The 19,689-nt window shown below is 65.1% G+C and carries 22 protein-coding genes; 18 read left to right on the forward strand and 4 right to left on the reverse strand.

Translation table 11 applies throughout. The annotated features are described in order from the left end of the window. Positions 1 to 4: 4 nt before the first annotated feature. The 3 genes from G6P88_RS07045 to radA are packed head-to-tail and all read right to left on the reverse strand — an operon-like array spanning position 5 to position 3,081. The gene (locus G6P88_RS07045) at positions 5 to 1,093 is read right to left on the reverse strand and encodes a PA0069 family radical SAM protein (protein ID WP_165322512.1); all 1,089 of its coding nucleotides are present in this window, start codon (positions 1,091 to 1,093) and stop codon (positions 5 to 7) included. 56 nt (positions 1,094 to 1,149) lie between these two features. Next, positions 1,150 to 1,701 carry a CvpA family protein gene (locus tag G6P88_RS07050; RefSeq protein ID WP_165322513.1) on the reverse strand — a complete coding sequence of 184 codons (552 nt, stop codon included), beginning with the start codon at positions 1,699 to 1,701 and terminating at the stop codon, positions 1,150 to 1,152. A 12-nt stretch (positions 1,702 to 1,713) separates the two neighbouring features. Further along, the gene (gene radA / locus G6P88_RS07055; protein ID WP_165322514.1) at positions 1,714 to 3,081 is read right to left on the reverse strand and encodes a DNA repair protein RadA; all 1,368 of its coding nucleotides are present in this window, start codon (positions 3,079 to 3,081) and stop codon (positions 1,714 to 1,716) included. A gap of 56 nt (positions 3,082 to 3,137) precedes the next feature. On the opposite strand from radA, the gene G6P88_RS07060 reads away from it, so the two are divergent. The 14 genes from G6P88_RS07060 to G6P88_RS07120 all read left to right on the forward strand — a co-directional run bounded on the left by G6P88_RS07060 (position 3,138) and on the right by G6P88_RS07120 (position 15,636). Continuing rightward, positions 3,138 to 3,305, forward strand: a complete 168-nt coding sequence (locus tag G6P88_RS07060) for a hypothetical protein (RefSeq protein ID WP_206335889.1) — start codon at positions 3,138 to 3,140, stop codon at positions 3,303 to 3,305. 26 nt (positions 3,306 to 3,331) lie between these two features. Continuing rightward, on the forward strand, positions 3,332 to 5,647 hold the full coding sequence (locus tag G6P88_RS07065) for a patatin-like protein (RefSeq protein WP_165322516.1): 2,316 nt from the start codon (positions 3,332 to 3,334) through the stop codon (positions 5,645 to 5,647). 75 nt (positions 5,648 to 5,722) lie between these two features. Next, positions 5,723 to 6,016 carry a hypothetical protein gene (locus tag G6P88_RS07070; protein ID WP_165322517.1) on the forward strand — a complete coding sequence of 98 codons (294 nt, stop codon included), beginning with the start codon at positions 5,723 to 5,725 and terminating at the stop codon, positions 6,014 to 6,016. Between the two features lie 6 nt (positions 6,017 to 6,022). Then, positions 6,023 to 6,703, forward strand: a complete 681-nt coding sequence (pyrF, locus tag G6P88_RS07075) for an orotidine-5'-phosphate decarboxylase (RefSeq protein WP_165322518.1) — start codon at positions 6,023 to 6,025, stop codon at positions 6,701 to 6,703. A 26-nt stretch (positions 6,704 to 6,729) separates the two neighbouring features. Next, positions 6,730 to 6,897, forward strand: a complete 168-nt coding sequence (locus tag G6P88_RS20275) for a DUF5818 domain-containing protein (RefSeq protein ID WP_345719206.1) — start codon at positions 6,730 to 6,732, stop codon at positions 6,895 to 6,897. A gap of 248 nt (positions 6,898 to 7,145) precedes the next feature. Then, positions 7,146 to 9,563 carry a TonB-dependent receptor gene (locus G6P88_RS07080; RefSeq protein WP_165322519.1) on the forward strand — a complete coding sequence of 806 codons (2,418 nt, stop codon included), beginning with the start codon at positions 7,146 to 7,148 and terminating at the stop codon, positions 9,561 to 9,563. Positions 9,564 to 9,657: 94 nt separating this feature from the next. Then, on the forward strand, positions 9,658 to 10,548 hold the full coding sequence (gene rarD, locus G6P88_RS07085; RefSeq protein WP_226946763.1) for an EamA family transporter RarD: 891 nt from the start codon (positions 9,658 to 9,660) through the stop codon (positions 10,546 to 10,548). A gap of 90 nt (positions 10,549 to 10,638) precedes the next feature. Next, complete coding sequence (locus G6P88_RS07090; RefSeq protein WP_165322520.1) at positions 10,639 to 11,148, forward strand: MarR family winged helix-turn-helix transcriptional regulator; 510 nt, start codon at positions 10,639 to 10,641, stop codon at positions 11,146 to 11,148. Positions 11,149 to 11,153: 5 nt separating this feature from the next. Further along, a complete protein-coding gene (locus G6P88_RS07095) occupies positions 11,154 to 11,654 on the forward strand; it encodes a glutathione peroxidase (protein WP_165322521.1) in 501 nt (166 codons plus the stop codon). A gap of 80 nt (positions 11,655 to 11,734) precedes the next feature. After that, entirely contained in the window at positions 11,735 to 12,532 is a 798-nt protein-coding gene (cobA, locus tag G6P88_RS07100) for a uroporphyrinogen-III C-methyltransferase (protein ID WP_165322522.1), read from the forward strand. Continuing rightward, positions 12,529 to 12,825, forward strand: a complete 297-nt coding sequence (locus G6P88_RS07105) for a DUF2849 domain-containing protein (protein ID WP_165322523.1) — start codon at positions 12,529 to 12,531, stop codon at positions 12,823 to 12,825. The genes cobA and G6P88_RS07105 overlap by 4 nt, the downstream gene beginning before the upstream one ends. A 1-nt stretch (position 12,826) precedes the next feature. Beyond that, on the forward strand, positions 12,827 to 14,461 hold the full coding sequence (locus G6P88_RS07110; RefSeq protein ID WP_165322524.1) for a nitrite/sulfite reductase: 1,635 nt from the start codon (positions 12,827 to 12,829) through the stop codon (positions 14,459 to 14,461). Then, entirely contained in the window at positions 14,454 to 14,879 is a 426-nt protein-coding gene (locus tag G6P88_RS07115) for a DUF934 domain-containing protein (protein WP_165322525.1), read from the forward strand. The genes G6P88_RS07110 and G6P88_RS07115 overlap by 8 nt, the downstream gene beginning before the upstream one ends. Next, positions 14,872 to 15,636: a phosphoadenylyl-sulfate reductase gene (locus G6P88_RS07120; protein WP_165322526.1), complete on the forward strand. Its 765-nt coding sequence runs from the start codon at positions 14,872 to 14,874 to the stop codon at positions 15,634 to 15,636. The genes G6P88_RS07115 and G6P88_RS07120 overlap by 8 nt, the downstream gene beginning before the upstream one ends. A 265-nt stretch (positions 15,637 to 15,901) precedes the next feature. On the opposite strand, the gene G6P88_RS07125 is transcribed toward G6P88_RS07120, so the two are convergent. After that, entirely contained in the window at positions 15,902 to 17,413 is a 1,512-nt protein-coding gene (locus G6P88_RS07125; protein ID WP_165322527.1) for a replicative DNA helicase, read from the reverse strand. A gap of 136 nt (positions 17,414 to 17,549) precedes the next feature. On the opposite strand from G6P88_RS07125, the gene G6P88_RS07130 reads away from it, so the two are divergent. From G6P88_RS07130 to dcd, 4 genes are all read left to right on the forward strand, one after another. Next, positions 17,550 to 18,065: a MarR family winged helix-turn-helix transcriptional regulator gene (locus G6P88_RS07130; protein ID WP_165322528.1), complete on the forward strand. Its 516-nt coding sequence runs from the start codon at positions 17,550 to 17,552 to the stop codon at positions 18,063 to 18,065. Positions 18,066 to 18,158: 93 nt separating this feature from the next. Continuing rightward, positions 18,159 to 18,641 (forward strand): UPF0262 family protein, encoded by a 483-nt coding sequence (locus G6P88_RS07135; RefSeq protein ID WP_165322529.1) that lies wholly within the window; start codon positions 18,159 to 18,161, stop codon positions 18,639 to 18,641. Between the two features lie 10 nt (positions 18,642 to 18,651). Continuing rightward, complete coding sequence (gene cdd / locus G6P88_RS07140) at positions 18,652 to 19,104, forward strand: cytidine deaminase (protein ID WP_165324986.1); 453 nt, start codon at positions 18,652 to 18,654, stop codon at positions 19,102 to 19,104. Positions 19,105 to 19,120: 16 nt separating this feature from the next. Continuing rightward, entirely contained in the window at positions 19,121 to 19,675 is a 555-nt protein-coding gene (dcd, locus tag G6P88_RS07145) for a dCTP deaminase (protein WP_165322530.1), read from the forward strand. Positions 19,676 to 19,689: the final 14 nt, after the last annotated feature.

Consider the following 19,689-nt stretch of genomic DNA (forward strand, 5'->3'; position numbering starts at 1 on the left):
CAGGTCAGAAAAGCGCGAGCTGCTGACCTGGAGCGTGGAACAGGTCGGTGCGAAGCGCAAAGCGCATGCCGCCCAAGCCCTGTTTTCGGCAGGCAAGCCTGAAGCGGGCAAGCAATGCCTCGGCATAAGCCCCCTTGGGCCGGAAGCGGTCGAAAAAGGCGCCTTCATTGTCCTTGCCGTCGCGCATGCCGGAGATGAGCGACATGACGCGGGCGGCCCGGTCGGGATAATGCACCGCCAGCCATTCGCGGAACAGCGGCGAGACCTCGTGCGGCAGGCGCACGACGATCGAGAAGGCGCCGCTTGCTCCGGCCCGGGCGCCGGCCTCGACGATAGCCTCGATCTCATGGTCGGTGATCGCGGGGACCACGGGCGACACGCTGATCGATACCGGAATCCTCGCATCGGCCAGCGCCCTGATCGCGGCGATGCGGCGCGCCGGAGCCGAGGCGCGCGGCTCCATCCGCCGGGCAATGACGGGATCGAGCGTCGTTACCGACATCATCACGGCGGCAAGACCCTTTTCCGCCATCGGTCCGAGAAGATCGATGTCGCGCAGGATGCGCGCGGATTTGGTGGTGATAGCGACGGGATGATCATGTTCCGCCAGCACTTCGAGCAGGCCCCGCATGATCCGCAGCCGCCCTTCGACGGGCTGATAGGGGTCGGTATTGGTTCCGATCGCCATAGGCTCGCACTGATAGCCCGGCCGCGCCAGCTCGCGCCGGAGAAGCTCGGGCGCACCGGGCTTGGCGAAGAGCTTCGTCTCGAAGTCGAGACCGGGCGACAGGTTGTGATAGGCGTGGGTCGGCCGCGCGAAGCAGTAGATGCAGCCATGTTCGCAACCCCGATAGGGATTGATCGAGCGATCGAACGGAATGTCGGGCGAGCGGTTGCGGCTGATGATCGTCCGCGGGGTTTCCATGGTGACCTCGGTCCGAAGGACGGGGCCTTCGCCATCCACCTCCTCCCGCGCGTCGAGCCAGTCGCCGTCCTCCTCACGCCCGCGATCGTCGAAACGGCCGCTCAGCCCGGCGCTCACGGCTCCGCGTCCATGCACGGGCAGCGGCAGAGGCTTTGGCGAGTCGGGCATGGAAGGAACATAACAAGAACAATTACAGCGGCAAGCCGCGTCGATCGGGCCGGCGTCTATTTGGTTGTGGTGGAGTCCGCCTTGCCTTCGCCGATCAGGCCACCGGCCTTGCGCCGATTGCCCACCCAGTCGACGATGGCACGTCCGGTGGCGTTGAGCAGCGGATGCGTGCGCGAACTGCGCATCCAGCCGGGCCGTTCGGCCGTCGCGCCGTAGAGCGTGTCATAGCCGAGATTGATCAGCAGATAGCCGAGCGTGACGATGATCAGCCCCTTGAGCGCGCCGAAACCGAAACCCAGCACGCGGTCGAGCGGGCCCAGCACCGAAGTCCGCATCCGCTGGCCCAGCGATGCCCCGACGAGCTTTCCGGCCGCATAGACGATAAGGAAGATCAGGACGAAGGCGAGTACGCTGGCCCCGCTGGGGCTGCCGACGAAGCCCATCGCCATCTTCGTACCGGTCGCATGAAACAGCTTGAGCGCGAAGATCGCGGCGACCCAGGAGAAGAGCGAGATCACCTCGGAGACGAAGCCGCGCATCACGCCGAAAAGCCCGCCGCCGAAGATGGCAAGCAGGACGATGATGTCGAGGCCGGTCAATCCATGCATAGGCAGCGCTTGCTATCGACGGCCGAGGATATGGTCAACGAGCGCGCCCAGGCTGGAGAAACTCTCCTGCCGCATTCCCTTGCTGGCCGGCTCCTTGCCGGCAGGTGCCCAGGCCTGGGCAAAGCCGAGCTTGGCCGATTCCTTCAGGCGCAATCCGGCATGCGCGACGGGTCGCACCTCGCCGGACAGAGCGATCTCGCCGAACAGCACGCAGTCGATCGGGACCGGCCTCTCCGCCAGCGCCGATACCAGCGCGGCGGCAACCGCCATGTCCGCCGCCGGATCGGACACGCGATAGCCGCCGGCAATGTTGAGATAGACCTCGGCCGTCGAAAAGCTGAGCCCGCAGCGCGCCTCCAGCACGGCGAGGATCATCGCCAGCCGGCCCGAATCCCATCCGACCACCGCCCGGCGCGGCGTGGCGCCGCTCTGCAGCCGCACGGTGAGCGCCTGAATCTCCACAAGGACCGGTCGCGTGCCCTCCATCGCCGGGAACACCGTCGCTCCGCTCACCCCCTCGCCTCGCGAGGTGAGGAACAGGGCGCTGGGATTGGCGACCTCGCTCAACCCCTCCTCCGCCATGGCGAAGACGCCGATCTCGTCGGTCCCGCCGAAGCGGTTCTTGGCCGCGCGCAGGATACGATATTGGTGGCTGCGCTCGCCCTCGAAGCTGAGCACGGTATCGACCATATGCTCGAGCACGCGCGGCCCGGCGATCGAACCGTCCTTGGTGACGTGGCCGACAAGCACGAGCGAGGTACCGCGCTCCTTGGCGAAGCGGATCAGTTCCTGGGCCGATGCGCGCACCTGGCTGACCGTGCCCGGCGCGCCCTCGATCTGGTCGCTGTGCATCGTCTGGATCGAGTCGATCACCAGAAGCGAGGGGGGCATGCGCTCCATCGTCGTCAATATGTCGCGCACCGACGTCGCCGCCGCGAGCTGGACCGGAGACTGGCCCAACCCGAGCCTGCGCGCGCGCAGGCGCACCTGGTCGGCGGCTTCCTCGCCCGAGATATAGGCCACCGGCTGGCCCGCCATCGCCATCCGCGCTGCCGCCTGCAGAAGCAGCGTCGACTTGCCGATGCCCGGATCGCCGCCGATCAACGTCGCCGAACCCGGCACCACACCGCCGCCCAGCGCGCGGTCGAACTCGGCGATCCCGGTGCTCCAGCGCTTCGGCAGCGGGATATCGGCATCGAGCCCGACCATCTCGATCGCCCGCCCGCCGGTGCGAAGATCATGCTTGGCAGCGAAAACAGTCGCCTTGGCGCTGTCCTCGATGAGGCTGTTCCACTCGCCGCAATCGGCGCACTGCCCCTGCCAGCGGGTCGCCACGCTTCCACAGGCCTGACAGACATAACGCTTCTGCGGCTTCGCCATCGATCCGGGAGATCCTCTTGAATATCGAACAAAAGGAGTACATCATCGCCGGCACCATGACAAGCGATCCCAGCGAAGAGCGGGCAAGGGCCCGGCTCGCCGAACTCCTGACGCGCGGCGAACGGCGGCTGCCCGATCCGGAAGAGCGGGCGCGACAGCGCATCTGGAATCGGGCAACGGAGCAGGAGCGGCGGCGGATGCTCAAGGATTGCGGCTGGCTCTGATCCGCCGCAGCCGCTAAGCCCTCGCCATGCGGGAGAAGGAACTGCGGCTCGCGCTGGTCTGCTACGGCGGAGTCAGCCTTGCCGTCTACATGCACGGGATCACCAAGGAGCTATGGCGCCTCGTCCGCGCCAGCCGCGCCTTCCACGACGGCGAGGCGAGCGGCCCCGGCAGCGAAGCCATCTATCGCCAGATTCTGGAGCGGGTGCAGGCCGATAAAGGGCTGCGCCTGCGCGTCCTGATCGACGTCATCGCCGGCGCCAGCGCTGGCGGCATGAACGGCGTCTTTCTGGGCCATGCAATCTCGACCGGGCAGTCGCTGGAACCGCTGACCGACCTGTGGCTCGACAAGGCGGACGTCGAGGTCCTGCTCGATCCGGACGCCCGCCCGCTGTCGCGCTTCTCCAAGATCTGGGCCGTGCCCTTCGCCTGGATGCTCGCCCGTCGGCGCGGCGGCGCAGTGGAGCGCACCGTGGCGCCCGAGACGCGCGCCGAGGTGCGCCGCAAGCTGTCGGGCTTCGTCCGCGCGCGCTGGTTCAATCCGCCCTTCGGCGGCCCGACCTTCTCGAATCTGATCCTGGATGCGTTCGACGCGATGGAGAAAAGCGAGGCGGGCCCGCCGCTCCTGCCGCCGCGGCAGCCACTCGACGTGACCGTCACCGTGACCGACTTCCATGGTTATAATCAGCGCCTGCGGCTGCACAGCCCCGAACAGGCCGAGGAGCGCGAGCATCGGCTGACCATCGGCTTCACCGACCGTGGCGTCGACGGACGGCAGTTGGCGGATCCTGCCGAACTCACCTTCGCTGCCCGGGCCACGGCCAGCTTCCCCGGCGCCTTCCCGCCCTTCAATGTCGATGAGCTCGACAAGGTGCTGAAGGCCCGCAAACGCGACTGGCCCGGCCGCGAGGCGTTCCTCCATCGCATCTTTCCCCGCGCCGCCGTCAGCGGCAGTCCCGAGGATCTGGTTCTGATCGACGGCTCGGTGCTGGCGAACGCGCCCTTCAGGCCGGCGATCGAGGCGCTGCGCAACCGCCCCGCGCGTCGCGAGGTCGATCGCCGCTTCCTGTATCTCGATCCCACCGCCAATGTTCAGGCTCCACCGGAACGCCACAGCGACGGCATCGTCCGCCTGCCGGGCTTCTTCGCCACGATCTTCGGCGCCATATCGACGATCCCCCGAGAACAGCCGATCCGCGAGAATCTCGAGCTGATCGAGCAGCGCTCGGTACGGATCGCCCAGACGCGCCGGATCATCGAGGCGATCCGGCCGGAGGTCGACGCCGCCGTCGACGCCGCGATGGGACGCCAGATCCTGATCTATCGCCCCAGCGCCGAGCGGATCGGCCTGTGGCGACAGCGCGCCCATACGCAGGCGGCGCGACAGGCCGGCTTTACCTATGCCGGCTACGGCCAGCTCAAGCTGACCACGATCGTCGAGGAACTGGCATCCACGATCGCCCTGCTCGCAGGGATCGAAGATTCGGGCGAACAGCTGGGGATAAGGCGCACCATAGCCGGCCTGATCCGAGAACGCGGCTTCGAGGAGCCCGACGCCCTGCGGGCTGGCGACACCAATGCGGCCATGATCGACTTCTTCCGCCAGCATGATCTGGGTTTCCGTATCCGGCGGCTGCGCTTCCTCGCCGATCGGCTGACCGAGATCGAGGCCGCGCAGGACCGGCAAAACCAGGACGGGCTGCAGGCGGCGCGCGACGCGATCTATGGTTCGCTGGCACCCTATCTGGCGCTGCAGATGCGCGACCACTATGATCGCCCGGTCGTCGCGGCCGCGCAGCGTTTCGAGGAAGATCCCGAGACGGCGCTGTCGAGCATCGCTGCGATCCGCAATCTCGAAATGCTCGACCTGGACACCGACCGCGCCATCGCGGCGATGCTCCCGCGCCTCGCCCGGGCCGATCGTCGTGCGCTGTTGCTCGCCTATCTCGGCTTCGGCTTCTACGACCTTGCCACGCTGTCGCTCATCCGGCCGCAGGGGGCGCAGGAATTCCATTCGATCCAGGTGGACCGCATCTCACCCGACGATGCGGGTTCGATCCGCCAGGGCGGTGCAGCCGCCACGCTGAAGGGCATCGAACTGAATCTGTTCGGCGCCTTCTTCTGCCGTGCCTATCGCGAGAATGACTATCTCTGGGGCCGGCTCCACGGGGCCGAGCGCATGATCGACGTGCTGATATCGACGCTGCCGGAGGAGCACGGTTTCGATGCGGACGAAGTTCAGCAGCTGAAACGGAGCCTGTTTCATGCGATACTCGACGAGGAACGCGATAGGCTTGGCACCATCGGCGCGCAGATCGCCGAGATAGAGCGGGAAATCGGCTGATCGGCGCAGATTCGCGCGGTTGCCCTCTCGCATCCATGGGTTGACCGCGTCGCATCGCTGGGGGACAAGCAGCGCATGCATTTCCTGAAGACCTTGTTCTGGGTGATCCTGACCGTCGTCGCGGCGGTCTTTTCGACACGGAACTGGACGCCGGTCTCGATCAATCTGTGGGCCGGCCTGACTGCGGATGTGAAGCTTCCCCTGTTGTTGTTGATGGGAGCGTTGATCGGCTTTCTGCCGACCTATGCGATCCACCGCACGCGGATGTGGCGGCTGCACCGGCGCATCGACACGCTGGAACGCAATAGCGCCTTGGCGGCGCCGGTCGTCCCCGCTACGGCGCAGCCGGACCCGATACCGACGGAATAGACCCTCATGAGCCGCAGCCCGATCTACGTTGCCATCGACACGCCCGACATCGCCCGGGCCAAGGATATAGCGGCGCGCGTCCGCAACCATGTCGGCGGCATCAAGCTCGGCCTCGAATTCTTCAGCGCCCATGGCCAGGCCGGCGTCCGCGAAATGGCAGCGCTCGATCTTCCGATCTTCCTCGACCTGAAACTGCACGACATTCCCAACACCGTCGCCAAGGCGGTGCAGGCGCTCAACGGTCTGAAACCGGCGATCCTGACGGTCCATGCGGCCGGTGGGCTGGCAATGATGGAGGATGCGAAGGCCGCCGCTCCCGTCGGCACGAAGGTCGTCGCGGTCACCGTGCTGACCAGCCTCGATCATGACGACCTTTCCGCGATCGGCGTGGAAGGCGATCCCCATGCGCAGGTCGAGCGCCTGACGCTGCTGGCGAAGCAGGCCGGCCTCGACGGCGTGGTCTGTTCGGGCAATGAGGTGAAGGCCGCCAAGAAGCTTTGGCCGAACGGCTATTTCGTCGTGCCCGGCATTCGCCCGGCCGACGGCAAGAGCCACGCAGACCAGAAGCGCGTGATGACGCCGCGTCAGGCACTCGACCAGGGCGCGTCGATCCTCGTCATCGGCCGCCCGATCACCCAGGCCGAGGACCCGGACCAGGCCGCACGGGCGATCGAGGCCACGCTCTGACCTCGCGTCGGGTCGAGGAGACCGGACTGCTCCTTCGCGAAGGCGGGGGATTCACCCTCAAAAGCGATAGCGGGCCGGTTTACCGGCTCGAACTTTCCCGCACACCGGTCGACCTGGTGGAGAAGCGCGTGCGGATAGCCGGCTTGCTCATCGATGAAGCTACACTTGAGGCCGAAGGCGTCCAGCCAGGCTGATCGCAATCGATTATTTTGTGTAAAATATATGATTAACAATAAGATAGCATGGACCTATTTTCACTACTCATAAGATAGAAAAACTTTCTTCTCTTTCTCATCGGTAGAGTTAAACAGACTCCAGAGCTGGTCTGGTGGCGCGTGGCGCCCACGGATCGGCGCTCCCCCCGGGGCGGGGGCAGCGGTCAGGGCCGCCGCTTTCTGGGGAGAGAGTGCGAAGACCGAAGAACAGAGGAAAGGGACAGTTCATGCGCAACAAGCTCCTGGCGGGAGCGGCGGTCTTCGCCGTTCTCGCGACGCCGGCTTATGCCCAATCGACATCGGCTGCGCCGGCCGCCGCGGAAGCCGACGGTGACGCTTCGCGGGAGGACATCGTCGTCACCGCGCGTCGCCGCCAGGAGACCGCACAGGAGGTTCCTCTCGCCATCACGGTCGTGAGCGTGAACCAGATCGAGAACACCGGCAATTTCAGCATTCTCCGGATGCAGCAGATCGCGCCGACCCTGCAGGTCTACTCGTCCAATCCGCGCAACACGGCGGTAAACATCCGCGGCCTGGGCGTGCCATTCGGCCTGACCAGCGACGGCTTCGAGCAGGGCGTCGGCATCTATGTCGACGACGTCTACAATGCCCGCGTCGCGGCTGCGGTGTTCGACTTCCTCGACGTCAAGCAGGTCGAAGTGCTGCGCGGTCCCCAGGGGACGCTTTACGGCAAGAACACGACCGCCGGTGCGATCAACATCACCACCAACCAGCCGACCTTCGACTTCCAGGGCAGGGCCGAGGTGACCGCCGGCAATCTGGCCTTCAAGCAGGCGAAGGCTGCGCTGTCGGGTCCGCTGTCGGAGAAGATCGCTGCCCGCGTCGCCGTAGCGACCACGTCGCGCCGGGGCACGATCTACAATGTGACCTCTAAGCAGTGGATCAACGCGCAGGACAATCTCGGTCTGCGTGCCCAGCTTCTGTTCCAGCCGAACGAGGACCTCAGCATCACCCTGTCGGGCGACTATAGCAAGCAGGATGCGGAGTGCTGCGGCACCGTCTTCGTTCGCGTCGGCACCACGCAGCGTGCCCTGGCACGCCAATATGAAGCTCTGGCCGCTGCCCAGAATTACCGCGTCGTCAGCCGCAACCCCTTCGATCGCCTGACCGACATCGATGCCAATCTGAACGCCGGCAACAAGATCGGCGGCGTTTCGGCCAAGGTGAAGTGGGATGTGGGCGGCGGTACGCTGACCTCGGTCACCGCCTGGCGCTTCTGGGACTGGAAGCCCGAAAACGACCGCGACTTCACCGGTCTGCCGATCGTGTCCCGCTCGCAGAACCCGTCGCAGCAGGACCAGTATTCGCAGGAGTTCCGCTACAACTACAGCGGCAAGAAGATCGACTTCGTCCTGGGCCTGTTCGGCTTCAAGCAACGGATCGATACCCAGGGCCTCGAACAGCAGGGCGCGGCGTCGAGCCGGTGGAACCTGACCGGCGCGCTCGCCAATGATCCCAGCGTGCTGAACGGCCTGACCGCGCGAAACACCCAGTGGCTGAAGGCGACCAGCGCCGCGCTGTTCGGCCAACTGAGCTGGAAGGTCACCGACGAACTCACGATCCAGCCGGGCGCACGGGTCAATTACGACAAGAAGTCGGGCTTTTATCGGCGCGTCGTGACGACGGGCGCAGGCGCGATCCTGACCTGCCCACAGCCCGCCGCGACCAACCCGGTCGGGGCCGCCCAGTGTGGCGTCTTCTCGCCGCAGACCAGCGCGCCTTCGGACAGCGCCTGGAACTTCACCTATGATTTCAACGTCAACTACAAGCTGGCGCCCGGCATTCTCGCCTATGCGACCTATGCGAAGAGCTTCAAGACCTTTGGCATCAACCAGAACGGCCTGCCGACCGATGCCGCCGGCAACCCGCTGCAGTCCGACATCAAGCCGGAATCGGTCAACTCGTTCGAGGTCGGCGTGAAGACCCAGTTCTGGGACCGCAAGGCGACCTTCAACGTCGCGGCCTTCCGCACCGACATCAAGAACTACCAGGCGACCGTCACCAACGGCCAGCTCGGCGTGCTGCGCGGCTATCTGGCCAATGCCGGCAAGGTGCGTTCGCAGGGCATCGAAACCGACTTCTCGATCCGCCCGAGCGAGCGGTTCAACGCCTATGTCAACGGCGCCTACACCGACGCCAAATATGTGCGCTTCGTCGACGCCCCCTGCCCGCCCGAACTGGCGGGCGGCACGACCGTCGGCGCCGGCCAGACCCCGGGCGCCCCGGGGGTTCCCGGCTCGTTGAGCCCGGCGAACTGCAATATCTCGGGGCAGCGGCTGCCGGGCGTCTCGAAATATTCGGTGTCTTACGGCGCCGAGGTCAACGCGCCGATCGAACTGCTCGACAAGGAGGGGCAGATCTATTTCGGCGTCGACGGCCAGTACCGGTCGAACTTCCAGTCGAACCCGTCGCCGTCCAGGTACACCCTGGTCAACGGCTATAACATCACCAACTTCCGCGCTGGCTTCCGCACCGAAAGCTTCGACGTGTTCGGCTGGGTCCGCAACGCGTTCGACACCAACTATTTCGAACTGCTCCAGACCGCGCCGAGCAACACTGGCCTGATCGCCGGGCAGACCGGCGATCCGCGCACCTTTGGTGCGACGATCAAGGCAAGCTTCTGAGCATCACCCTTCACCACTTGCCCCCCCGGTCGGCCAGCGTCCTCCAGGACGCTGGCCGATTGCCTTTCCGAACGAGGACACATAGGCGAGGCGGATGAACGGGAAATCGGAAGCGCGCCTCGGCGTCCTGATGGGAATTGGCGCCTATACGATCTGGGGCCTGCTCCCCCTGTTCATTCGCGCGATGGCGCCGCTCTTCCCGACCGCGATCCTCGCCCAGCGCGTCGTCTGGTCGCTGCTGATCATCGTCGTCCTCGCCTTTGCGCTACGCCGCTGGCCGGCGGCTTTTGCCGCCCTGCGCCAGCCGCACATCCTCCTTGCCCTGGTCGCTTCGACCCTGCTGATCGCAGCCAACTGGTTGCTCTACATATATGCGATCAACAGCGGCCATGCGCTCCAGGCAAGCCTCGGCTATTTCATCAATCCCCTGCTCAACATCGTGCTCGGCATGATCTTCTTCCGCGAGCGGCTGGGGCGGATGGAAACAGCTGCAGTTCTCCTGGCTGCGATCGGCGTGCTTGCGCTCGCCATCTATCAGGGGAGCATCCCCTATATTCCGCTCGGCCTCGCGGCTAGCTTCGGCCTCTACGGCCTCGTCCGCAAGAAGATTGCGCTCGGGCCGGTCGAGGGACTGTTGATCGAAACCGGCCTGCTTGCGCCGTTCGCCGCGATCTGGCTGCTGACGATGCCGCAACTGGAGCCCGGCGCGACTCCCCCCGCCTTCTGGCTGTTGGTGCTGAGCGGCGTGGCGACGACCCTGCCTCTGCTGCTCTTCGCGGGCGCCGCGAACAGGATCCGCTATTCGGATCTCGGCCTACTCCAATATATCGGCCCGACGCTGCAGATGCTGATCGCGATTCATATCTTCGGCGAGCCACTGCTTCCGATCCATCTGCTGTCCTTCGGCCTGATCTGGGCGGGCCTGGCGCTCTACGTCGCTGCAACCGTCCACCGGAGCCGCGCTGCCGTCACCTTGCCGGAATGACGACGCCGCCACGATAATTTCAGACGATGACATCCGCGCGCATTTTCATTACCCGCATCGGCCAGAGAATGGAGAGCAGATTACGTCGCCATGGCTGGCCCCAACACACCTGAAGGCTTCCGGGCCGCGTCACCGCTCTTCCTGCGCGAGCCGGAGATACGCCGAGGCGTCGAGCTTCTCTATTTCGGCTACAGCCATCTTCTGCGGGGAATCGACGAAGGGCTGGCGGCCCAGGGCCTCGGCCGCGCCCATCATCGCTCGCTCTATTTCATCGCCCGCAACCCCGACATCACCGTCAGCGAACTGCTGCGGCTGCTCGGTATAACCAAGCAGTCGTTGGGCCGGGTCCTCAACGAGCTCCACGATCGCGGGCTGGTCGAGACTCGTCCCGGCCGGGAGGATCGGCGGCAGAGGCTGTTGCGCGTGACCGAGGCGGGATCCGCGCTGGAAGCGTCGCTGTTCGAGGCGCTGCGCGAGCGGCTGTCCGTCGCCTATGCGCAGGCGGGACAAAATGCTGTAACGGGATTCTGGGCGGTGCTCGAGGGGCTCGTGCCGTCCGAGGAGAAGACGCGCATGCCGCACGTCCGCAAACAGGGGTAGCACGGATGAGCACGGTCTATGATTTTTCGGCGAAGGCGATCGACGGCAGCGAAGTCTCGCTCGACCAGTATCGCGACAAGGTCCTGCTGATCGTCAACACCGCGAGCAAGTGCGGCTTCACGCCGCAATATGACGGCCTGGAGAAACTGCACGAGGAGCTCTCGGACAAGGGGCTCGTCGTGCTCGGCTTCCCCTGCAACCAGTTCGGGGCGCAGGAGCCGGGCGATGCGGAGGAAATCGCGACCTTCTGCCGCACCAGCTATGACGTCAAATTCCCGATGTTCGCCAAGATCGACGTGAACGGCCCCGACGCCCATCCGCTCTATGCCTGGCTCAAGAGCAAGGCGAAGGGCGTCCTCGGCACCGAGGGGATCAAATGGAACTTCACCAAATTCCTGATCGACCGCAACGGCCAGGTCGTCAGCCGCTACGCTCCCATCACCAAGCCCGAGGCGATCAAGGGCGACATTGAGGACCTGCTCGACGGAGCGTCTTCCGGCAGCTAACTGCTTGAGCAAAGAAAACTTGGTTGCCCCCCAAGCAACGCTGAATTGCGCGTGATCGCGGCAAGGCCCATTTGGCAAGCATGGCTTCCTTGCTCGATCCCGATGCGCGTGGGCGCGTCATTCTCGTCGGCGCGGGCCCGGGCGATCCCGGGCTGCTGACGCTCCGCGCGGTCGATGCGCTGCGGTCTGCCGACGTCGTCGTGCATGACGGACTGATCGATCCGCGCGTGCTCGATTATGCGCCTGAAACTGCACAGCGCATTTCGGTCGCCAAGAAGCGCGACCGGCACACCCTGCCCCAGGACGCGATCAACGCGCTGATCATCGCTCATGTGAAGGCGGGTTCTGTCGTCGTCCGCCTGAAAGGCGGCGATCCGTTCGTCTTCGGCCGCGGCGGCGAAGAGGTCGAGGCCGTCCGCGCGGCCGGCCTGCCGGTCGAAGTCATCCCCGGCGTCTCCTCGGCGCTGGGCTGCGCGGCGGAAGCCATGCTGCCGCTGACCCACCGTGACTGGTCGAGCGCAGTCAGCTTCGTCGCCGGCACCTGCAAGGGGCTGAGCGAGCAGGACTGGTCGGGTCTCGCAGGACAGGGCAGGACGCTCGTGATCTATATGGGTGTCACCACCGCCTCGATGATCGCCGACAAGCTGATGGCGGACGGCGTCGCCCCCGACATGCCCGTCGCGGTGCTCGAAAAGGGTACGCTGGAGGGATCGCGGGCGATGCGGACACTGCTCGCCGATCTGGGCGACATGGTCGAACGCGAGGGCGTCGAAAGCCCTGCGATCATCGTCGTCGGCGAAGTGGTCCTGCTCTCGGATGCCCAAAACCGCCTGGCCGCCTTTGCTGCCCGGGCCGAACGGATGAAAGACGAAGCGTGAAGATTCTGACGGGCAACGATCTGGTCACGGGCGACGTGATCTGGTGGACCGGCGACGGCTGGTCGCGCCATATCGAACATGCGGTCGATGTCGACGGACAGGGAGAGGCCATTGGCGCGCGCGAGGAAGCCGCCCGGCACGTAAACGGCCCCTATGTGATCCAGGCCGAGCTCACCGGCGAAGGCCCCCGCCCCGCCCACATCAAGGACCGCATCCGCGCCATCGGCCCGACGGTGCGTCCCGACCTCGGCCTCAAGCCGGCCGACCCCACCATCGGCGACTGGGTGATCTGACATGTATCAGTACGACCAATATGACCAGGCGATCGTCGACGCCCGCGTCGAAGAGTTTCGCGATCAGGTGCGCCGTCGCCTCAGCGGCGAGATGACCGAGGACCAGTTCAAGCCGCTGCGGCTGATGAACGGGCTCTATCTCCAGCTGCACGCCTATATGCTGCGCGTTGCCATCCCCTATGGCACGCTGTCGGGCAAGCAGATGCACATGCTGGCGCACATCGCCCGCAAATATGACAAGGACTACGGTCACTTCACGACCCGGCAGAACCTCCAGTATAACTGGATCAAGCTGGCGGACGCACCGGATATCCTCGCCGAGCTGGCGACGGTCGAGATGCATGCCATCCAGACCAGCGGGAACTGCATCCGCAACATCTCGTCCGATCAATATGCAGGCGCCGCCGCGGACGAGATCGAGGATCCGCGCCCCTGGGCGGAGCTGCTGCGCCAGTGGAGCACCTTCCACCCCGAGTTCAGCTATCTGCCGCGCAAGTTCAAGATCGCCGTGATCGGATCCGAAGAGGATCGCGCGGCGGTGCGCCTGCACGACATTGGCCTGCAGATCCATCGCAACGAAGCAGGGGAAACCGGCTTCCGCGTGTTCGTCGGCGGCGGCATGGGCCGCACCCCGATGATCGCTCCGGTGATCCGCGACTTCCTGCCCAAGGCCGATTTCCTGAGCTACATGGAAGCCTGCCTGCGCGTGTACAATCGCTATGGCCGCCGCGACAATCTCTACAAGGCGCGGATCAAGATCCTCGTCCATGAGATCGGCGCCGACGAATATCGTCGTCAGGTCGAAGAGGAGTTCCTCCACACCCGCACCCTCGGCCTCGATGCACCCCAGGCCGAGTTCGATCGCATCGCCGCCCATTTCGCGCCGCCCGCCTTCGAGAGCGGCTTGAGCGACGAGATCGATCGCAGCGACCCGGATTTCGCGCTGTGGCTCGACCAGCAGGTCGTGGCGCACAAGGCGCCGGGCTATGCGATCGTCAACATCAGCTTGAAGCCGACCGGCGGCATTCCGGGCGATGCCAGCTCGGCGCAGATCGACCTGATGGCCGAGCTTGCGGAGACCTACAGCTTCGACGAGCTGCGCGTGACCCATGCGCAGAACATCGTCCTGCCGCATGTTCGCAAGAGCGACCTCTACGCCATCTGGCAGAAGCTCGACGCCGCCGGCCTCGCGACGCCCAACCTCGACCTGGTCGGGGACATCATCGCCTGCCCCGGACTCGACTATTGCAGCCTGGCCAATGCGCGTTCGATCCCGCTCGCGCAGAAGATCTCGGAGCGTTTCGGCGCGATCGATCGCCAGCGGGATCTGGGCGAGCTCAAGCTGAAAATCTCTGGCTGCATCAACGCCTGTGGCCACCACCATGCCGGCCACATCGGCATCCTCGGCGTCGATCGGAAGGGCGAAGAGAATTATCAGCTCTCCTTTGGCGGCTCGGGTGCGGAAGATGCCAGCCTCGCCAAGATCATCGGTCCCGGCTTCTCCGAGGATGGCGTCGTCGACGCGATCGAGAAGGCGGTGAACGTCTACACGACGCTCCGCGCCGAGGGCGAGCGTTTCATCGACACCTATCGCCGGGTCGGCGAAGCGCCGTTCAAGGAGGCGATCTATGGGTGACCTCATCCGGTTTCGCGACGACGAGACACATGAAGAGCCTGCCGTCACGCTGGACGCCTTTCTGGGCCAGTCGAACGCAACTGCCGTACGGCTCGAGCCGACCGACGATCCGCGTGCCCTGATTCCGCATCTGTCGCGGCTGTCGCTGATCGAGGTGTCCTTTCCCAAATTCCGCGACGGCCGGGGTTATTCGATCGGCAGCATCCTGCGCGAGGCCGGCTATACGGGCGAACTGCGCGCGGCGGGCGACGTCCTGGTCGACCAGATCGGGCCGATGCGCCGCTGCGGCTTCGACGCCTTTCTTAGCGACGCGGAGATCGACCGGGACGTGCTCGACAAGCTCCTCTCGCTCCAGGCTCACGTCTATCAAAAGACGGTGGACGGACGCGCGCCCATATGGGCCCGGCGGCATGGCTGAGCCGGCGCGCAGGATCGACCGCATCGACACCGCACCGCGCTTTACGGCGGCGGACGTCGCTGCGCTCAACGCGCGCTTCGAGGGAGTCGCAACGGCCGACATGATCAAGACCGTGCTCGAGGAAAAGCTCCTCAGTCGCGTCGCCGTCGTGTCGTCTTTCGGTACCGAGTCCGCTGTTCTGCTGGACCTCGTAGCCCAGGCCGATCCGGCCACGCCTGTGATCTTTCTCGACACGGGCAAGATGTTCGACGAGACGCTCGCCTATCGAGACCTGCTGGTCGAGCGCCTCGGCCTCCGGGACGTCCGCAACATCACTCCGGAGGCCGCGACGATCGAGGCCAAGGACGCGACCGGCCTGCGCTGGTCCTACGATCCGGATGGGTGCTGCGAAATCCGCAAGGTACTGCCCCTCGCCGCCGCCATGCGCGGGTTCGACGCGTCGATTTCGGGCCGCAAGGGCTTCCAGGCATCGACCCGATCGGGCATCGCCCGATTCGAGCTGGACGGCGACCGCATCAAGTTCAATCCGCTGGCCGACTGGGGCAAGCCCGATCTCGACGCATGGTTCGAGAGCCGCGATCTGCCGCGCCACCCGCTTGAGGCCAAAGGCTATCTGTCGATCGGCTGCGCCCCCTGCACCAGCGTGGTCAAGCCGGGAGAAGACCCCCGCGCCGGGCGCTGGCGTGGCTGGGACAAGGTCGAGTGCGGCATTCATGGCGAGCCGCTGACGAACCCTGGAGACGAGCCCGTCTTCTGATCCCTGGTCGGTCGGTGCCGATCTCAGTCGATCAGGAAAACGCCGATCTTATAGGCCATGTAGAAGGGCACGCACATGATGGCGGCCACCAGCAGCTGATCCATGGTGCGATCGATGTAGGACATCGCGGCATCCTCTTCCCCAACGCCCCGCTATTCCGGGTGCTGGATAAGAAAACCACCTTTTCTGCGCTTTGTCACCTGCGCAAAGCCGCAATAGCGACGAAAATGAGCGTCAGCTTGCGTTGCAGCGCAACAAGAACGGCTCACTCATAATCGTTCGGATTGTAATAATCGTCCGCCAGATCGGAGAATTTGGTGAACTTGCTCTCGAATTTCATGGGGATCGTGCCCGTCGAGCCATGACGCTGCTTGGCGATCACCAGTTCGGCGCGATTGTGCGCGCGCGCCATCTTCAGCTGCCAATCCTCGAAAGCAGTCACGTCCACGGCGCTATCGCCGGCTGCGGCTGAAGCCTCTTTAGGGCGAATCAGGTTGAGATAATATTCCTCACGATAGACGAACCAGACCATGTCGGCGTCCTGCTCGATCGAACCCGACTCACGCAGATCCGAGAGGACCGGCTTCTTGTTCTCGCGCTGCTCGACGGCACGGCTGAGCTGGGACAGCGCGATCACCGGGACGCTCAGCTCCTTCGCCAGCGTCTTGAGGCCACGGCTGATTTCCGAAATCTCCTGCACGCGGTTGCCGTCGGAGCTCTTGCCCGAGCCCTGCAGCAGCTGGAGATAGTCGACGACGATGACGCCGATGCCCTTCTGGCGCTTCAGGCGGCGGGCGCGCGTCCGGAGCGCCGCGATCGTCAGGCCCGGCGTGTCGTCGATGTAGAGCGGCAAAGTCTCAAGCTCCTGCGCCGCCCGGGCGAAGGCCGTGAACTCATTATGAGTGAGCTTGCCCATGCGAATCTGTTCGGAGCTGATCTCGGCCTGTTCCGAGAGCACGCGGCCCGCCAGCTGGTCGGCCGACATTTCCAGACTGAAGAAGGCACAGGGCGCACCGACCGAGGGGCTGATCCCATCCTGCTGGTCGCGCATGTAGCGGGCCGCCACGTTGAAGGCGATGTTCGTCGCGAGCGACGTCTTTCCCATGCCCGGACGGCCCGCGAGGATGATGAGGTCGGACGGATGCAGGCCGCCGATCTTGGCGTTCAGCCGCTCGAGCCCCGTCGTCAGGCCGGCGACATGGCCACCCGAATTGAGCGCGGCGCTCGCCGTCTCGATGACCGTCTTGGTCGCCTGGGCGAAGCTCTTGACGCTGCCTTCCTCGCCGCCCTGTTCGGCGACCTTGTAGAGCGAGATTTCCGCCTGCTCGATCTGCGACTTCGGGTCGACCTCTTCCGACGTGTCGAGCGCGCCTTCGACCATGTTGCGGCCCACGCCGATCAGTGCACGAAGCAGCGCCAGATCATAGATCTGCTGCGCGAAGTCGCGCGCGCCGATGATCGCGGCACCGCTACCGGTCAGCTGCGCCAGATAGGAGGGGCCGCCCAGCTCGCGCATGCCGACGTCGCCCTCGAACAAGGGCCTCAGCGTCACTGGCGTGGCCAGCATGTTGCGGTCGACAAGGCGCAGAATCGCCTCGTAGATCCGGCCGTGCAGCGGTTCGAAGAAATGTTCGGGCCGCAGGCGCACCTGGACATCCTCGACGATCCTGTTGTCCAGCATCATCGCGCCGAGCAGCGCCGCCTCCGCTTCGATGTTCTGCGGCATGGAGGGCGCGTCGGCCGGAGCCGGCGTGGGAATACGTATAGGTTCAGCCATGTGCCGGTTATCCGCTCACCGGGGCCGCGCCGCAAGCGGCGCGTCGACCGGCGCCGCAAAAAGCTCTGGACGATCCTGTGGATTGCTACAACGCACTCTGCTTGCACGACTTAATGTTCGTCGGCATAATGTAAGCATGCATACAGAACCGAATCGGCGCATTTCGTTTCTGACGCACGACATCGCCCGGAGGTCGCGCTACTGGTTCGACGCGCGTGCCAGGTCGCGCGGGATCACCCGGCCGCAATGGCGGGTCCTGATCAGCCTGGCCGCTGCCGAAGGCCCCACCCAGAGCGAACTCGCGGAAATGCTCGACGTCGAGCGGATCACCCTGTGCCGCATGGTCGACCGGCTTGCCGAGGCCGGCCTGGTCGAACGCCGCGCAGATCCGGCCGACCGGCGGGTGTGGCGTATCCATCTGACCGACAGGGCTGCGCCGATCGTCAGCGAGTTGTCGGACATCGCCAGCACGCTGGAAGAGCGCGTGCTCGCTCCATTGACGACGACTCAGCGCGAGACACTCTCCGAATTGCTGTCGATCGTGCGCGACCATATTCGCGAGGAAGACGAACGGACGGCCAACGCACCCCGACCGTCTCCCGAAACGCCCGCCACCGCCGCTGCGGCCACCGCCGTCCCCATCATCGACTGAGATCCTCCCCCGAGGCAACTGGAAGCATGCAGAACCAAGGTTCTGCATGCTTCGCTTTGCCAAGGCGGGCGACGGGCGCTAATGCGCGAAACAATGTCCGATCCGCGCATCATCGCCATCGATCTCGACGAGAAAACGATCATCTGGCGCAACGCCGATGTGGAGCAGGAGCGGCGCGTCGCCATCTTCGACCTGCTCGAAGAGAATTACTTCAAGCCGCTGCGGGCCTATCCGCAGGGATATGCGGGCCCGTACAAGGTCAAGCTGCGCGTCGAGGAGGGCCGCCTGGCGATCGATATCCAGGCACAGAGCGACGAATTGCTGGAGACGCTGATCCTGGGCCTGGGCAGCTTCCGCCGGCCGATCCGCGACTATTTCGCTATCTGCGACAGCTATTTCCAGGCGATCCGGACCTCGACCGCGCAGCAGATCGAGACCGTGGACATGGCCCGGCGCGGCATCCACAACGAGGCCGCACAGCTTCTCAAGGAGCGGCTGGAAGGAAAGATCGACGTGGATTTCGATACGGCGCGGCGGTTGTTCACCCTCATCTGCGTGTTGCACATCCGTGGCTGAACCGGTGGACATGCGCGAGGTCGCGGGCCGTGTCCTGATCGAGGCAGCGCGCGACGCTGCACGCCATGCCCATGCGCCTTATTCCAACTTCGGCGTCGGTGCGGCGGTTCTCCTGACCGACGGATCGGTCGTCACGGGAACCAATTTCGAGAATGCGAGCTATGGCTTGTCGCTCTGCGCCGAGACGGTCGCGATCGCGAGCGCCAGCGCCCAGGGAAGGCTGCGCGACATCGCGGCGATCGGCGTCGTCGGCGGCGCGCTGGCCAAGGACGGAACGATCAGCGGCCAGGGCCTCGTCACGCCCTGCGGTCGTTGTCGCCAGATCATCAATGAGGCCGCGGATCTGTCGGGATCCGACGTGGACATTTACTGCGCATCGGCCGATGGAAGCGCCTTCCGCCATTTTCGGGCGTCGGAGCTGTTGCCGCACGCCTTCGGCCCCGCCGATCTCGGCATCAGGTAAAGAGGGTACCGCCTTCATGACGATCATGTCGGACAAGTGGATTCGCGAGCAGGCGACGAAGAACGGCATGATCGCGCCCTTCGTCGAGGCACAGCGCCGCGATGGCTGCATCAGCTACGGCCTGTCCTCCTACGGTTATGACGCCCGCGTGGCGCCCGAGTTCAAGATCTTCACCAATGTCGACTCGGCCACGGTCGACCCGAAGAATTTCGCGGCGAACAGCTTCGTCGATCGAGAGACCGACGTGTGCGTGATCCCGCCCAACAGCTTCGCCCTCGCACGCACGGTCGAATATTTCCGCGTGCCGCGCGATGTGCTCGTGATCTGTCTCGGCAAGTCGACCTATGCCCGCTGCGGGATCATCGTGAACGTCACGCCGCTGGAACCCGGCTGGGAGGGGCATGTGACGCTGGAATTCTCCAACACCACCCCGCTGCCCGCCAAGATCTACGCCAATGAGGGCGCGTGCCAGTTCCTGTTCCTACAGGGCAACGAGCCCTGCGAGATCAGCTATGCGGACCGGCTCGGCAAATATATGGGCCAGCAAGGCGTGACGCTGCCGCGCCTCTGACCCGCTGCGCGCCG

Origin of the sequence: Rhizorhabdus phycosphaerae (assembly GCF_011044255.1) — a bacterium.
Classification (GTDB): domain Bacteria; phylum Pseudomonadota; class Alphaproteobacteria; order Sphingomonadales; family Sphingomonadaceae; genus Rhizorhabdus; species Rhizorhabdus phycosphaerae.

Excerpts from the sequence above, each read along its gene's own strand:
- rarD (WP_226946763.1), top strand. The coding sequence starts at position 9,658 with ATGAACGGGAAATCGGAAGCGCGCCTCGGCGTCCTGATGGGAATTGGC.
- G6P88_RS07115 (WP_165322525.1), top strand. The coding sequence starts at position 14,454 with ATGGGTGACCTCATCCGGTTTCGCGACGACGAGACACATGAAGAGCCT.
- G6P88_RS07070 (WP_165322517.1), top strand. The coding sequence starts at position 5,723 with ATGCATTTCCTGAAGACCTTGTTCTGGGTGATCCTGACCGTCGTCGCG.
- G6P88_RS07065 (WP_165322516.1), top strand. The coding sequence starts at position 3,332 with ATGCGGGAGAAGGAACTGCGGCTCGCGCTGGTCTGCTACGGCGGAGTC.
- G6P88_RS07080 (WP_165322519.1), top strand. The coding sequence starts at position 7,146 with ATGCGCAACAAGCTCCTGGCGGGAGCGGCGGTCTTCGCCGTTCTCGCG.
- dcd (WP_165322530.1), top strand. The coding sequence starts at position 19,121 with ATGACGATCATGTCGGACAAGTGGATTCGCGAGCAGGCGACGAAGAAC.
- G6P88_RS07060 (WP_206335889.1), top strand. The coding sequence starts at position 3,138 with ATGACAAGCGATCCCAGCGAAGAGCGGGCAAGGGCCCGGCTCGCCGAA.
- G6P88_RS07050 (WP_165322513.1), bottom strand. The coding sequence starts at position 1,701 with ATGCATGGATTGACCGGCCTCGACATCATCGTCCTGCTTGCCATCTTC.
- G6P88_RS07130 (WP_165322528.1), top strand. The coding sequence starts at position 17,550 with ATGCATACAGAACCGAATCGGCGCATTTCGTTTCTGACGCACGACATC.
- cdd (WP_165324986.1), top strand. The coding sequence starts at position 18,652 with ATGCGCGAGGTCGCGGGCCGTGTCCTGATCGAGGCAGCGCGCGACGCT.
- radA (WP_165322514.1), bottom strand. The coding sequence starts at position 3,081 with ATGGCGAAGCCGCAGAAGCGTTATGTCTGTCAGGCCTGTGGAAGCGTG.
- G6P88_RS07120 (WP_165322526.1), top strand. The coding sequence starts at position 14,872 with ATGGCTGAGCCGGCGCGCAGGATCGACCGCATCGACACCGCACCGCGC.
- pyrF (WP_165322518.1), top strand. The coding sequence starts at position 6,023 with ATGAGCCGCAGCCCGATCTACGTTGCCATCGACACGCCCGACATCGCC.
- G6P88_RS07090 (WP_165322520.1), top strand. The coding sequence starts at position 10,639 with ATGGCTGGCCCCAACACACCTGAAGGCTTCCGGGCCGCGTCACCGCTC.
- G6P88_RS07135 (WP_165322529.1), top strand. The coding sequence starts at position 18,159 with ATGTCCGATCCGCGCATCATCGCCATCGATCTCGACGAGAAAACGATC.
- G6P88_RS07095 (WP_165322521.1), top strand. The coding sequence starts at position 11,154 with ATGAGCACGGTCTATGATTTTTCGGCGAAGGCGATCGACGGCAGCGAA.
- cobA (WP_165322522.1), top strand. The coding sequence starts at position 11,735 with ATGGCTTCCTTGCTCGATCCCGATGCGCGTGGGCGCGTCATTCTCGTC.
- G6P88_RS07045 (WP_165322512.1), bottom strand. The coding sequence starts at position 1,093 with ATGCCCGACTCGCCAAAGCCTCTGCCGCTGCCCGTGCATGGACGCGGA.
- G6P88_RS07110 (WP_165322524.1), top strand. The coding sequence starts at position 12,827 with ATGTATCAGTACGACCAATATGACCAGGCGATCGTCGACGCCCGCGTC.
- G6P88_RS07125 (WP_165322527.1), bottom strand. The coding sequence starts at position 17,413 with ATGGCTGAACCTATACGTATTCCCACGCCGGCTCCGGCCGACGCGCCC.